Here is a 13,527-nt window from a genome sequence, read left to right as displayed (position 1 = left end):
TTTCGGCAGGCAAAAAAGAAACGGTTTTGCCTTATAGACATCGACCCTGCTACGGATCATCTGTTCTTCTTCCTAATTCTAATACGCTTCGGAGCGTTCGGCAGGGACGCCGGTGGGATCAAGCGCAGTCTGAAGATCCTTTCTCAGGGCGCAGGCCATGAGAAATAGCTGAAGACAAGCCCACGGCAAGCTTCTGCCGAAAAGCGGAGAAGCTCTACCAACAGAAACAAACGGTACATGGAACAGAACACTGAAATGCCGCAGCCCTTGGCATAGCTGCTCGAAAGAGGCTTTGAATTTTATACATTCTTACACTACAAAAAAATCCCCGGCTCCGCAGCACGCGGAACCGGGGACTTCTTCATACTTTTTATTCGTCGTCGTCCACGAGTTCATAGACGCCTTCTTCGTTGTGTGTTTCCTGACCGGTAATCGCCGGCTTGAATACACATACCATGCGCATGTCGCTGCCTTCGTAGGCGCGCAGGTAATGCTCGTCGTTTTTATCGAGCGCGTAGATTTCGTTCGCTTTGATCGGCCATACTTTGCCGTCAGCAACCGTTTCTACTTCGCCTTCTCCTTCGATGCAGTACACGGCTTCGAGGTGGTGCTTGTACCAGATGTGTGTTTCGGTTCCTGCTTTGATGATCGTATCGTGGACAGAATAGCCCATGCCGTCCTTTTTCAGGAGCAGGCGGCGGCTTTCCCACGTCTCTGCTTTAATATGCTGGTCTGTGTTAAGAATATCTTCGAGTCGAACGACTTTCATGATGTTTGTCCTCCTTGATGATCCTGTTTTAGTGGATTGGTTTATTGGTTACTGGGTAGCTTTCTCTGTTTCTTTCAGCCCCATCGAAGCAAGCGCGTCCTGGATGCTCAGCTCAATGATATCCAGTCCTGCCTGCAGGCCTTCCTCGTCGATGTTGATCGGCGGGAAGAGCTTGAACACCTGATCGTGTCCGCCGGCTGTTTCCATAATCAGCTGGCGTTCAAACGCGTGCTCGGCAACCTTCTCACTGAAGCCTTCCACGTCGGAAGAAATGCCCTGCATGAGACCACGGCCTTTTTTATGCGCGTTCATTTCCGGATACTTTTCAATCATGTCATTCAGGAAGTTTGTCACCTTTTCCGCTTTCGCCTGAACGCTCTTTTCAAACTCCGGATCTTCCCAGTACGTGAGCGATTCGGATGCTGTGACAAACGCCATATTGTTTCCGCGGAACGTCCCGTTGTGCTCACCCGGCTTCCACTTATCAAGCTCCGGTTTGATGAGCGTGATGGCAAGTGGAAGACCGTATCCGCCGATGGATTTCGACAGGCACACGACGTCCGGCTTGATTCCTGCAGGTTCAAACGAGAAGAATGTTCCTGTACGGCCGACACCAGCCTGCACGTCGTCGACGATCATAATGATGCCCCACTCACGGCAGACCCGCTCCAGACGCTGCATCCATTCCATGCTCGCCGCGTTAATACCGCCTTCACCCTGAACGGTTTCGAAAATGACGGCCGCAGGAATCGCAACGCCGCTTCCGTTGTCCTGAAGGAAGCGCTCGAAGTAGTCCAGCGTATCCTGCCCATCGTCTGTAAAGGAATCATATGGCATCGTCACAGTGTTGTTCAGTGGAATGCCTGCGCCCTGGCGCTTCATGGAGTTTCCTGTTACCGACAGAGAGCCGATTGTCATACCGTGGAAACCGTTTGTGAAGCTGACGATATCCGTGCGTCCCGTCATTTTGCGGGCAATTTTCAGCGCGCTCTCGACGGTGTTCGTTCCGGTCGGTCCCGGGAACATGATTTTATAATCCATATCCCGCGGCTTCATAATAACATCGCGGAATTTTTCCATAAATTCAATCTTTGCATCTGTCGCTTTATCCAGCGAGTGCGTAATGCCGTCGTCGAGAATATAGTCGACGAGTTTTTTCTTCATGGACGGCTCGTTGTGGCCGTAGTTCAGCGCACCTGCGCCGGCGAAAAAGTCGATATATTCTTTTCCATCTTCATCCCAGATCTTGTACCCGCGTGCTTTCGTAAAGACGGTCGGGAAACTGCGTACATAGCTGCGGACACTGGATTCAAGTTCCTCAATAAGCTGAAGCTTTTCATTCATGGATTAAAGTCCTCCTGTAAATTGGTAGTCATGTTCTCCTGAATCGAGCTGTCAATCGTGCTTATTTCGTGTGAAACGGACCAATGCGGTACGTGTATTCGGCTTTGTCGATATCCTCCGGAAATACATCCGCAGGGAATGTCTCTGTTACTTCATAGGACGTGTCGTATTCACGCGCCAGTTTTTTAAACAGAGACTGGGAAGCCACGTTATCTTTCGTAATGGTCGCTTCAAGGTACTTCACGTCCTTGGTCACGTCCCGGTTCATTAATTCGTCCAGCATTTTATACGCGAGACCTTTCCCGCGCTGGGAACTGTCGACTCCCACCTGCCATACGAATACGGTGTCCGGATTTTCCGGCTGAATGAACCCGGTGATAAAACCAACAACGCTGTCGTCTTCTTCTGCGACGACGCAGGTATCCGAAAAATATTCTGCCATCATAATATATTTATATGCAGAGTTCAGATCGAGTGATGTCTTCTTTGCTAAGGCCCACATCCCCTGGCCATCTTCTTTGGTCGGCTGTCCGAGAGTGAAACTGTCAAGAACAGGAACTGCAGTTGCAGTACTACTCATGCGTGAAAACCACCTTTATCCTTTATTTTTCTGAGCGTGAAGAGATGTTGTCTTCAGCAAAGAAGCTTCCGTTTTCGCAACACTCTTAATGATAGGTGTCTTTATGTGAATAATCAAACGCACTGAAGCGGCTTGAATCTGTATTTAATGGTATGACTATAGCTTAATAGTCCTTAGGTTGTTCACCTTACAAATACCTCGAATATCGTCTCGATTGCATCGATTTCCTCCACTCCGGCTGGATGATTTTCTCACATTTAGAGATTAACTGGGACTTTCACTGTTATCATACACCCGCCCATAAATACCGCCATGAGCGCATTGAAACAGATTATCACAGTTCCGCCTTTTCTTAATTACCCCGATTTAATGAAAAAAAGTCTCTTTTTTTCTCTACTCATCCGGCACAGGCGGACAGACGTCTCCCTGAGAAAAATATCCCATGCCGCCCGGAGATTTTCTATGCTTTTCTCCTGACGGCGCGTACAATAAGAGAGCGCCCTTTTACGGCGTTAGATGGAGGATGACTATGACATTAAAACGAATCGGCATCACGATCGCCGTGTTTGCCTTACTGCTATATTTCTGGAACATGATTTTTCACCAGGTGAAGCCTGTGCCGGACGGCGTCCATACAGCGGGCGACGTCCGTATGATTGCAGAGGAGGACGTCACGTTTCTCCGGGATTTAACGTATCAGGAGGACGGAGAGCGTGTGCTCGACCATGAACTGTTTGACGAGATGTATGATGTGATCAGAGAAGCAGAGGAATTTCTCGTCATCGATATGTTTATGATCAATGATTTTTCCAGCGAAGGGGAGGACTACCCGCCGTTAAGCCGCGAGTTTACCGATGTCATCCTGGAACGGATGGAAGAAAGGCCGGAGCTTGATGTCCACTTTATTTCTGATCCGGTGAATACGACGTACTTCTCCCATGAGGCGGAGCAGCTCGAGCGGCTCCGGGAGGCAGGAGCAGAAATTACCTTTACCGACCTCACCCTTCTGCGCGACCCAAACCCGCTGTATTCCAGCTTCTGGCGGTTTGCGCTGGAGCCGTTTGGACAAGAGGGGACCGGCTGGCTGCCGAATGCATTCGGCCCGGAAAGTCCGGACGTGACGATCCGTTCCTACTTGAAGCTCGCCAATATTAAAGCCAACCACCGGAAGACGGTCACGAGCGAGAAGGCTTCGGTCATTTCTTCGGCTAACCCGCACGATGCAAGCGGCTGGAACTCGAATGCCGGCGTCCGCGTGGAAGGCCCGCTGATTCAGGATATTTTAGAGACCGAGAAAGCGGCCGCCGCGTTTTCCGGAGCAGATACGAGCCAGTTTCCTGCGTGGAGCGGGGAAGAGGATGGCAGAGATCGGCCGATCCAGGCGCAGGTGGTGACGGAGCGCTACATTGAAACCGCCGCCCTGAAAACGATGGAGGCGATGGAAGAAGGAGATGAGCTGTGGATCGGCATGTTTTATCTGTCGGACCGCCACATCATCGAAAAAATTGAAGAAACCGCCGACCGCGGCGTCGATGTGAAGCTGATTCTCGATCCGAATCAGAATGCGTTCGGTCAGGATAAAATCGGTCTGCCGAACATTCCGGTTGCTGCCGAGCTGCTGGAGCGCGGGGACGACCGGATCCAGGTCCGCTGGTACAACACCGAAGAGGAGCAGTACCACACGAAAATGATGGCGGCTGACCGCGGGGACACCGTAAACGTGCTCATCGGTTCCTCCAACTTTACCGCACGAAACCTCGACAACTATAACCTCGAGACGAATATCAGCTTCACGTCACCACCGGATACGGCATTTGCAGAAGATGTGCTGCAGTATATGGAAGAAACATGGAACAACGACGGCCAGGAGTATACGACCGATTACGACACACACGCAGAAGCCATCGCGCCCGGCAAGTACTTTTTGTACCTGCTGCAGAAAGCGCTCGGCTTTACGACATACTGAGAGAAAGGGCTGCCCCATTCCACCGGGGCAGCCCTCTTTTAGTATGCAGTATCTTCTTTCCAGATTCCGAGCGCCCGCGTGAGACCGGCGTGGCACCAGCGGAGGACGTGAGGTTCATCAAACTGGACGGCGTAGCGTGCAAGAGCGGAGCTGACGAACACCGCTTTGAATACAGCCAGCTCTTTGACCTCTGCGTTCACTTCACCGTACTGACGGAAAAAGCGTGCATGAAGTTCTTTCGGCACGGCCTGATAGAGAAGCGCCAGATCCGACGCGGGGTGTCCGTAGTGGGCGTCGCCCCAGTCGATTATTCCTGTCAGCTTTCCGTTCTGTGTAATGAGGTTTTTCGGATGCAGGTCGCCGTGGACGAGGACACTGGACGGCGGGTTCTCCCATTCAGGAAGCGTGTCCAGGTATTCCTCCATGTGGGCTGCTGTTTCCTCCTCACAGTATGGCGCGATCTCCTCCAGACATTCATACATCATGCTCCGCCGCTTTTTCGCAGACAGCCGAAGCAGCGTATCCGGCTCGAGCTCCCACGACGAATCGACCGGAAGCGAGTGAAGAGAGCGGAGGAAAGTGGCGATCTCATCCACATGACGGGCTAGCAGATCGACATCCGCTTCCGAAGCGAGCTCCCTGCCCGGCAGGTAGGAAAATCCGACAAACGGGAACTTCCCAGGCTCTCCCTCTGCAGAAAACACCGGTTCCGGCAGCGAAAACGGCGCCTGAAACTCCATGCGCTGCAGCAGCTGCAGGACGTGGTTTTCATTCAGAAGCGCGTCGCGGCCTTTTTCCTGGCGCGGGAAGCGGAATACATAGCAGTCATTCACTGAAAATACATTCGTATCAAAGCCGGTGCCGACATGCCGCACCTTCATCGGCGAAAGCTCCGGAAACGCGCGCCGGACACGCCGCTCCGCTTCCCGTTCTGTCATTTCCGTTCGTTCTTCCTGTGATCTCATCGCTGATATCCTTTCTCCTGCATTACTGCCGTACGGATTTTTCTCATTCTATCAGTTTACTACAGCAGCAGGCCGGAACGCGAAAGATATCCAGGCTGAGGATAAGGAAGCTTACATATAAGCGCTCCTTTTTTCATCCGGCCGCGGGCATTCTCACTATTAAAATAGCGGGAAGGTCTTACTCCCACTTTCAACAGCCGGACCGAAGAATAGCCATAAACAAAAATAAACCGGCCGATGATGAAGCGCCATACAGAGCTCCATCATCGGCCGGTGTTTCATATAATAAACGTTCTATCTTTCGTTACTTTCCGCCCTCCGGCCCGGTGGCTGCCACAGCTTCGTACGGGGTTAAGTGAAGAAGCGTTCCTTCTGCGTGCAGACCGGTTTCATTTCCTGCCACTTTCTCTTCAAGCGGAGCCGGAAGCTCCACGGTAACGGGATGACGGCTGAAATTCGCTGCGACTGTCAGCGCCTTTTCTTTATACACGCGCCGGTACACAAACACATCCGGATGCACCTGCTCCACTTCTTCGTAGATGCCGTCCCGCAGCCAGTCTTTCCATGCTTCACTCCGGCGGATGGTGACGAGGGAGCGGTAGTAATGAAGAATGGAATCTGTATCCTTTTCCGCTTTCTCTACATTAACTACAGCGGTATTCGTATTTGATTTGAGCCAGGGCTCCCCCTCTGAAAACCCACCGTTTTTCTCTGCGGACCACTGCATCGGCGTGCGCGCATTGTCCCGGCTTCTCCGGGAAACGACTGCAAACGCCTCCGATTCGGACAGCCCTTCCTGCCGGGCAGCATGGTACTGGTCGATGGTGGATAAATCATCGTAATCGGAAAGCGACGCATACGTTACGTTCTGCATGCCGATCTCCTGCCCCTGATAAATAAACGGCGTGCCGCGGAGGAAAAAATATACCGTCGCAAGCAGTTTGGCTGTTTTCGTGCCTTGATCCGCTTCCGGAATGTACCGGCTTAAGGAACGGGGCTGATCGTGATTCTCCAGATAAAGCGCACTCCAGCCGCCCTCATTTACTTTCTGCTGGCTCCTCGTAATAGCCCGGCGGAAATCGGCCGTTGTCCAGCCGACGCTCTCAAACCAGCGTCCCGAAGGTGTAATATCCAGATCGACGTGATCGAATTCTATCAGCATACTGAAAAAGCCATTTTCCCCGGCAAATGCCGGCAGCTCCTCCGGTGCAACGCCGGGGGCTTCAGCCACCGTCATGACCTCTTCGGACTGGAACCCTTTTTCCTTCATTTCCTTCAGGAACGCATTAATTCCCGGCTGGTTCGGTTTGACGACAGAGGTGCCGTCCGACGCGTCTGCAGGCTGATCTTTGTGCACCTCCGGTTTTTTTATAAACGTGATCGCATCCACCCGGAACCCGGCAATCCCCTGATCCAGCCACCAGCGGATCATGTCGTAGACCGCTTCCCGCACCTCGTCATTTTCCCAGTTTAAATCCGGCTGCTCTTTCGCAAAGGAATGAAAATAGTACTGGCCGGTATTCTCGTCCCACTCCCAGCAGGAGCCCCCGAAAATCGAGCGGAGATTGTTCGGCGGGGCACCTGTTTCATCCGCATCCTCCCAGATATACCAGTTCCGCTTTGCCGACGTCCGGCTGGAACAGGATTCCTGAAACCAGGCATGCTGGTCGGACGTGTGGTTTACGACGAGATCCATGAGAATGGAGATGCCCCGTTTGTCAGCTTCCTTGATCAGTTTCTGCATTTCTTCCATGGAACCGAACTCCGCTGCAATCGCCCGGTAGTCGGATATATCGTACCCATTGTCTTTCATCGGGGACGCGTAGACCGGACTCAGCCAGAGGACATTAATACCCAGGTTCTGCAGGTAGTCGAGCCGCTCCAGAATACCGGCGAGATCACCGATACCGTCCCCGTTTCCATCCGCAAAGCTCCTCGGATAGACTTGATAAACCACTGCATCTTTCCACCATTGTGAAGTCATGCTATCTTCCTTTCTGTTTCTACTTTTTTCATCATTTCTGTGTACCAGCGGTAAAACATCGAGGAGAGGAGAAACGCTGCGATCGAGCCGCTGCCAAACAGAAGCACGGCGTAGACACCGTTCACACTCACGTACCAGATCAAGCCAAAGAGCAGCAGCATACCGGCTGTCAGCTTCGGCAGGCCGATCGAAAGCACCGCTGCCTTGATGATCACCTGCTTCACCGGGAGGCGGTAGTGGGCGGCAGCGAGAAAATAGTACAGTGTCACGGCCGTGAGCGGGATCAGGCTCCCAATCATAAAGAAATCGAGGACGACACTGAATCCTTTCAGCATCATGAAATCTGCCAGCCAGATAAGCCAGACTAAACTCCCGATGCCCCCTCCCTTCACACTCTGCTTGTATTCCGCGCTGAAATGAGAAAAAAACGCCTGCTCCTCCCTGCCAATGACGGTATCACGCACCGAAGAAAACAAGGCCTGCGTCGAAGGAAAAAACAGCAGTGCCATCGTGAAAAAGGCCGGCACCGCCATCCAGAAATGACCTTCCGCCATCAAATACAAGAAAAACACAGAGGGAGCCGCGCCGGTCAGCCACTGAATATTCAACTGGGCAAATCTCGATACCCATGCCGCTGTGCTGACCATTATTTCACCGCTCCTTCAGAGACGCCTTTGATAATCTGTTTCTGTGCAAAGAAATAGAAAATGATGACCGGGATAATTGCAATCGTCAGTCCTGCAAGCGCCAGGTGCCACTGCCTCGTGTATTCACCGAAAAAGGCGAACATCCGGAGCGGAATCGTCGCTTCTGACGTGCTGAGCACAAGAGACGGCAGCAGGAAGTCGTTCCAGATCCAGATGACGTTTAATATCGCCACTGTCACAGAAATCGGCCGCAGCAGCGGAAAAATAATGTACCAGAACGTCTGAAACCGTGAAGCACCGTCAATTTTCGCCGCTTCATCCAGAGACAGCGGAATGCTTTTCAGTGCCCCGTGGTACAAAAAGATCGCCAGGCTGGAGCCGAACCCGAGGTACATGAAGATCAGCCCGGCACTGTTCAGCATATTGACGGAGCCGAAAAACGACGTGAGCGTAATCATGACGGCCTGAAACGGGATAAGCATGGCCGCAACGAAAACGAGTAAAATTGCTCCGCTCAGTCTGCTTTTGTTCCGTGCCAGAGCATAGGCTGCCATCGAGGAAAAGAGAATGATGACAAGAATGCTGATGGCCGTGATCATCGTCGAATTAAATAACGCGCGCAGAAAGTTCAGGTCGATATACGCCTGAATAAAATTTTGAAACGTTGCTTCCGAAGGCAGTCCCAGCACGTTCTGAAAGATCTCCCGGTTCGTTTTAAACGCATTGACGATCATCAGATAAAAAGGAGACAGCCAGAGAATGCCGAGCAGAATGCCGGCGGTTTCCAGAACAGGAAAGGATCGTTTCTGCTTATCCGCCATTACATATCCACCTCTTTCTTTTTATTGTAATAGACCTGCGTGACCGCAATGACGGCGACAAACAGGAAGAAGATGACCGCTTTCGCCTGCCCGTAAGCCATTTCGTTACTACTGAAGGCGGTATAGACGATATTCATCGCCACCATTTCCGTGGAGTTGAACGGGCCTCCGTTTGTCAGCGACAGGTTCTGATCGTAAATTTTGAACGCGGTGGAGAGTGTCAGAAACATACTGACCGTAAACGCCGGTGCCACAAGCGGGAACGTGACGCTTCGGAACCGTTGAAACGGATTGGCTCCATCCACCTTTGCGGCTTCCAGAAGCTCTTCGGGAATACTCTGCAGGTAGGCGATGTAAATAATCATGATGTAGCCTGCCAGCTGCCAGCTCGTTAAAATGACGAGTCCCCAGAAGCCAGTCGTCGATGTTGTGAGCCAGCCGTTCAGTCCTTCAATACCGAGAATACCGCTCAAATCACCGAAGACACTGATGAAAATAAACTGCCAGATAAAGCCGAGAATCAGACCGCCGATCAGGTTGGGCATAAAGAAAATCGTCCGCAGAAGATTGCTTGATTTCAGCTTCTGCGTCACCAGAAGCGCCAGTCCGAGCCCCATGACATTTAAGACAATGACAGTGACAAAAGCAAATTGAATCGTAAACCAGAGCGAGCTGAGAAACCGCTCATCTCCTAAAAGCCGCGCGTAATGATCCAGGCCGATAAACTGACTGAATCCAAGCCCGTTCCAGTCGGTAAAGGAATAAAATACACCAACTATCAGCGGGATGAGTACAACGAGACCAAGTGCTGCAAGCACCGGAGAAAGAAACAGCCAAAACGAGACATCTTTATTCCGCATATTCACCACTCCTGCCTTGTTTCAGATTTCCCCTGACAGAGAGGCGTTCTCTCCGTCAGGGACCGGTCCCATTTACTGGCGGCGTTCTTCCCATTCGGCAATGGCGGCCTCTTCTACTTCCTGCCATTCCCGCTCGCCTGCCATATATTCCTGCGTGTAGGCACCGAGATCATCGCCCCACGCTGTCGGATAGCCGAGAAACGCCCAGCCGATCGTTTCTCCTTCCAGGGACTTTTCGTAAATATCGCGGGACAGAGAAGACGCAATAGCTTCCGGATCAAAGTTTTCGTGCGCCGGAATAAAATTCAGCAGCTCCTGCACCACTTCAATCCCTTCTTCCGATGTGTACATCCAGTTAAAGAAATCTTTGGACGCTTCCACGACTTCCGCATCGCTGTTTTTGTTGATCACCCAGTAATTCGGTACGCCGACCGGGACCTTTCCTTCTTCCCCTTCAAGCGGAATCGACATGATGCCGACGTTGTTATCCGCAAACTCCGGATCCATCTGCTGAAGCGTTGGATAAATCCAGTCTCCCTGCTGAATAACCGCCGCGCTGCCAAGCGAGAAGTACTGTTCCACCTGCTGCGAGTAATCCATGTTCAACACCGGCTGAATCGAATATTCCTGCTGCAGATCGAGCATCTGCTGGAACTGATCCCCTTCTTCAAAGGAAACCGATGGACTTTCATACGCCTCCATGACATCTCCGTTAAACTCTCCCTGCAGATACACATTCGCCAGATGGTTTCCCATCACCCAGGCCTCTGCACCCGGGAGCGCAAACACGCCTTCAATGCCGAGTTCCTCCTTCTGTTCATCCAGCGTCTGGACGGCCTCCTCCAGGTCGGCATAAGACTGAATGCTCTCTGCATCCACCCCTGCCTCTTCGAAAACGGCCTTGTTGTAAATAAAGCCGTAGCCTTCCTGGTTAAAAGGAATGCCATACACGGTTTCATCCTGCGTAATGCCGTCCAGTGTGCCTTCGAGCGCTGCTTCTGTTACCTCCATATCAGAAAGATCCTCGACATAATCCACGTAATCTTCCAGTTCTGAAGGACCTGCCAGACTGAATACATCCGGCTCATCCCCCGAGGAAAAACGGGAGCGGAGCGAGGTGAAGTAATCGGAACCGCCGCCGACTGCGCTGAATTCGATCTGCACATCCGGATTTTCTTCCTGATACCGCTCGGCAAGCTCCAGAAATTGATCACGGAATTCGACTTTCCCCTGAAAGATTTCGATGGTCACCGTATCTTCGCTGGAAGACGAATTGCTGCTGCCATTTTCCGATGCGCCGCTTTCTTCGTTACCGCCGCAGGCACTTAAAAGGACGGCACTGCTTAATGAAACTCCTGCCAGAACACTCATACGCTTTTTCACAATCATCGACTCCTTTGATTTTTCTTTTTTGGGACCGGTACCAAATCAATTCAAAAAAATATGCTTACGTTTCGGTAAACATAGTATAAACTCATTTGGTACCGGTTTCAAGAACTTTTTTACTGATTGTTACGTGGACTGCCGTTCGACAATTGAAATAGGCAGTTCATAATTCATGTTCTGCGGTTTATCTTCGGTGAACAGACGGATCATGACGTCTGCTGCCAGGCGGCCCATTTCATCAATCGGCTGATGAATGGTCGTCAGCTGCGGATACGTCAGTTCTGCAAGCGGCTGGTCGTCAAAGCCGAGGACTGCGATATCTTCCGGTATCCGGATGCTGAGCTCTCTTGCAGAAAGTGTCATGCCGGCGGCTACTTCATCGCTGCCGGTGAAAATCGCATCCGGACGGTCGTCCATCTGCCACAAACGGCGCATGACTTCCCGGCCGTCGGCAATCGTGTGCTGATCGACAAATACCCATTCCGGCCGGATCGGGAGACCTTCCTCCTCCATCGCACGCCGCAGCCCATTGTTCCGGTCTTTATCTTTTCCGTCCTCCGCAAACAGACCTCCGGTGCAGTAGGCAATCCGCCGGTATCCTTTTTCGATTAAATGACGGACACCGATGTAGGCTGCACGCTCCTGATCGAGCCGTACGATCGGGATCTCTCCTGTCTGTACATATTCATTGCACAGCATGACCGGTCCATACTCAAGGTAGGGAAGAATGGCTTCCATCTCATTTTCGACTGCTGCCAGAATAATCCCGTCCACCTGCTTCTGCTTTAACAAGTCGAGAAACTCCAGCTCCTTCTCCCGGCTCTCGCTGCTCTGCATAATAATCAGACGGATGCTGTGTTCCGACAGACGCTGCTCGATGTGATGAATGAGGTAGGAGAAAAAAGGGTTTGTTACATTCGGAATGATGAGCCCCACCGATGATTTCAGTGTGCCGCGCATACGTCTTGCCGTCGGATTCGGCGTATAGGCAAGCTCTTCCATCGCCTGGAGTACCTTTCTTCGTTTTTCTTCCGATACGCTTGGATGATTGTTAATCACACGGGAAACCGTGGATTTGGAAATGCCGGATTTTTTTACTACATCGCTGATCGTTGCCATCGTTATTTCCTCCTGTCCATTGAAACCAGTCCCAAAAATTAGTTTAGCATAACTTTCCACTTGAAGGAAAGAAGCTTCACGCGCAGTTCCTTTCTCATTTTCACACGATCTTTGAAACCATTTTCCGCGTGAGCCGGTATAATAGTATACGTGAAGGAGTGATTCATCATGGCGGAACAGCCGCCCCTCCAACTGCAGCAGCTGAAAAAATTAAAGCAGGAAATGACCCGTTTTCTCATGACGTATCAGTTTGCGCTCGATGAGATCACAACGAAGATCGAAATTCTGCAGCAGGAATTCCACTATATGAATGATTACAACCCGATTGAGCACGTCTCTTCCCGTGTGAAATCACCGGAAAGCATGCTGACGAAGCTGATGCGGAAAAACCTGCCGATTTCGCTTGCCTCCATGGAAGAGCATTTGACCGACATCGCCGGTGTGCGTGTGACGTGCTCGTTTGTCAGCGATATCTATGAAATCAGCCGGATGCTCCAGCAGCAGAAGGATGTGGATGTTCTCGAGATCAAGGATTATATTCAAGAGCCGAAAGAGAGCGGCTATCAGAGTCTGCATTTACTCGTGCGCGTGCCGGTATTCATGTCGGACCGGACAAAGTACGTCTGCGTGGAGATTCAGATCCGCACGATCGCCATGGATTTCTGGGCGAGCCTGGAGCACAAAATTTTCTACAAGTATAACCGGGACGTACCGGACCGCCTGCGGCAGGAACTGCAGGAGGCAGCAGCTTCAGCAGCCGCCCTCGACCGGAAAATGGAAAAACTTCATCTGGAGATGAAAGAAATCAAAGAAGAAAACGGTCCGGAAGAGGAAGCATTTGAGCTGCTGCTGAACAACCGCAGACTGACGCTCCCGGAAGCCTTTCTATCTGAGGACAACGACGGGTAACAGCATAAAGAAATGATGTAGTATTCCCGTAAGAATATCAAATTAAACATAGCGTGTTGACTTCAGGGGGAATAGCACGTACCATGGGTAATGTTCCCTTTAACGAGAGGAACCAATACAGATGGTTCCATGTAACAGACAATAGAGCTGCTTACAAAGCCGGAAAGACTGCATCGA

Annotated in this window: 12 protein-coding genes; 2 read left to right on the top strand and 10 right to left on the bottom strand. The window is 51.4% G+C overall.

From position 1 onward, the window contains the following. Window positions 1-370: 370 nt before the first annotated feature. The 3 genes from C6I21_RS04335 to ectA form a co-directional block, all read right to left on the bottom strand. On the bottom strand, window positions 371-769 hold the full coding sequence (locus tag C6I21_RS04335) for an ectoine synthase (protein WP_105958217.1): 399 nt from the start codon (window positions 767-769) through the stop codon (window positions 371-373). A 48-nt stretch (window positions 770-817) separates the two neighbouring features. Continuing rightward, window positions 818-2,113, bottom strand: coding sequence for a diaminobutyrate--2-oxoglutarate transaminase (ectB, locus tag C6I21_RS04330; protein WP_105958216.1), 1,296 nt, complete (start codon window positions 2,111-2,113; stop codon window positions 818-820). A 61-nt stretch (window positions 2,114-2,174) separates the two neighbouring features. Then, window positions 2,175-2,693, bottom strand: a complete 519-nt coding sequence (ectA, locus tag C6I21_RS04325) for a diaminobutyrate acetyltransferase (protein WP_105958215.1) — start codon at window positions 2,691-2,693, stop codon at window positions 2,175-2,177. A gap of 529 nt (window positions 2,694-3,222) precedes the next feature. On the opposite strand from ectA, the gene C6I21_RS04320 reads away from it, so the two are divergent. After that, the gene (locus C6I21_RS04320; protein ID WP_181186085.1) at window positions 3,223-4,659 is read left to right on the top strand and encodes a phospholipase D family protein; all 1,437 of its coding nucleotides are present in this window, start codon (window positions 3,223-3,225) and stop codon (window positions 4,657-4,659) included. 38 nt (window positions 4,660-4,697) lie between these two features. On the opposite strand, the gene C6I21_RS04315 is transcribed toward C6I21_RS04320, so the two are convergent. The 7 genes from C6I21_RS04315 to C6I21_RS04285 form a co-directional block, all read right to left on the bottom strand. After that, complete coding sequence (locus C6I21_RS04315; protein ID WP_105958213.1) at window positions 4,698-5,624, bottom strand: phosphotransferase; 927 nt, start codon at window positions 5,622-5,624, stop codon at window positions 4,698-4,700. A 304-nt stretch (window positions 5,625-5,928) separates the two neighbouring features. Next, the gene (locus tag C6I21_RS04310) at window positions 5,929-7,608 is read right to left on the bottom strand and encodes a glycoside hydrolase family 13 protein (RefSeq protein WP_105958212.1); all 1,680 of its coding nucleotides are present in this window, start codon (window positions 7,606-7,608) and stop codon (window positions 5,929-5,931) included. Beyond that, window positions 7,605-8,255 (bottom strand): DUF624 domain-containing protein, encoded by a 651-nt coding sequence (locus C6I21_RS04305; RefSeq protein WP_105958211.1) that lies wholly within the window; start codon window positions 8,253-8,255, stop codon window positions 7,605-7,607. Before C6I21_RS04305 ends, C6I21_RS04310 begins: the two co-directional genes overlap by 4 nt. Further along, window positions 8,255-9,076, bottom strand: coding sequence for a carbohydrate ABC transporter permease (locus tag C6I21_RS04300; RefSeq protein WP_105958210.1), 822 nt, complete (start codon window positions 9,074-9,076; stop codon window positions 8,255-8,257). Before C6I21_RS04300 ends, C6I21_RS04305 begins: the two co-directional genes overlap by 1 nt. Then, a complete protein-coding gene (locus C6I21_RS04295) occupies window positions 9,076-9,936 on the bottom strand; it encodes a carbohydrate ABC transporter permease (protein ID WP_105958209.1) in 861 nt (286 codons plus the stop codon). The genes C6I21_RS04300 and C6I21_RS04295 overlap by 1 nt, the downstream gene beginning before the upstream one ends. A gap of 72 nt (window positions 9,937-10,008) precedes the next feature. Beyond that, entirely contained in the window at window positions 10,009-11,325 is a 1,317-nt protein-coding gene (locus C6I21_RS04290) for an ABC transporter substrate-binding protein (protein ID WP_105958208.1), read from the bottom strand. A 123-nt stretch (window positions 11,326-11,448) separates the two neighbouring features. Continuing rightward, the gene (locus C6I21_RS04285; protein WP_105958207.1) at window positions 11,449-12,441 is read right to left on the bottom strand and encodes a LacI family DNA-binding transcriptional regulator; all 993 of its coding nucleotides are present in this window, start codon (window positions 12,439-12,441) and stop codon (window positions 11,449-11,451) included. 168 nt (window positions 12,442-12,609) lie between these two features. On the opposite strand from C6I21_RS04285, the gene C6I21_RS04280 reads away from it, so the two are divergent. Continuing rightward, complete coding sequence (locus C6I21_RS04280; protein ID WP_105958206.1) at window positions 12,610-13,350, top strand: GTP pyrophosphokinase; 741 nt, start codon at window positions 12,610-12,612, stop codon at window positions 13,348-13,350. The last annotated feature ends 177 nt before the right edge of the window (window positions 13,351-13,527 follow it).

This window comes from Alkalicoccus urumqiensis, assembly GCF_002993335.1.
In the GTDB taxonomy this organism is placed as follows: domain Bacteria; phylum Bacillota; class Bacilli; order Bacillales; family Salisediminibacteriaceae; genus Alkalicoccus; species Alkalicoccus urumqiensis.
This window is presented reverse-complemented; position numbering and strand designations above follow the sequence as displayed.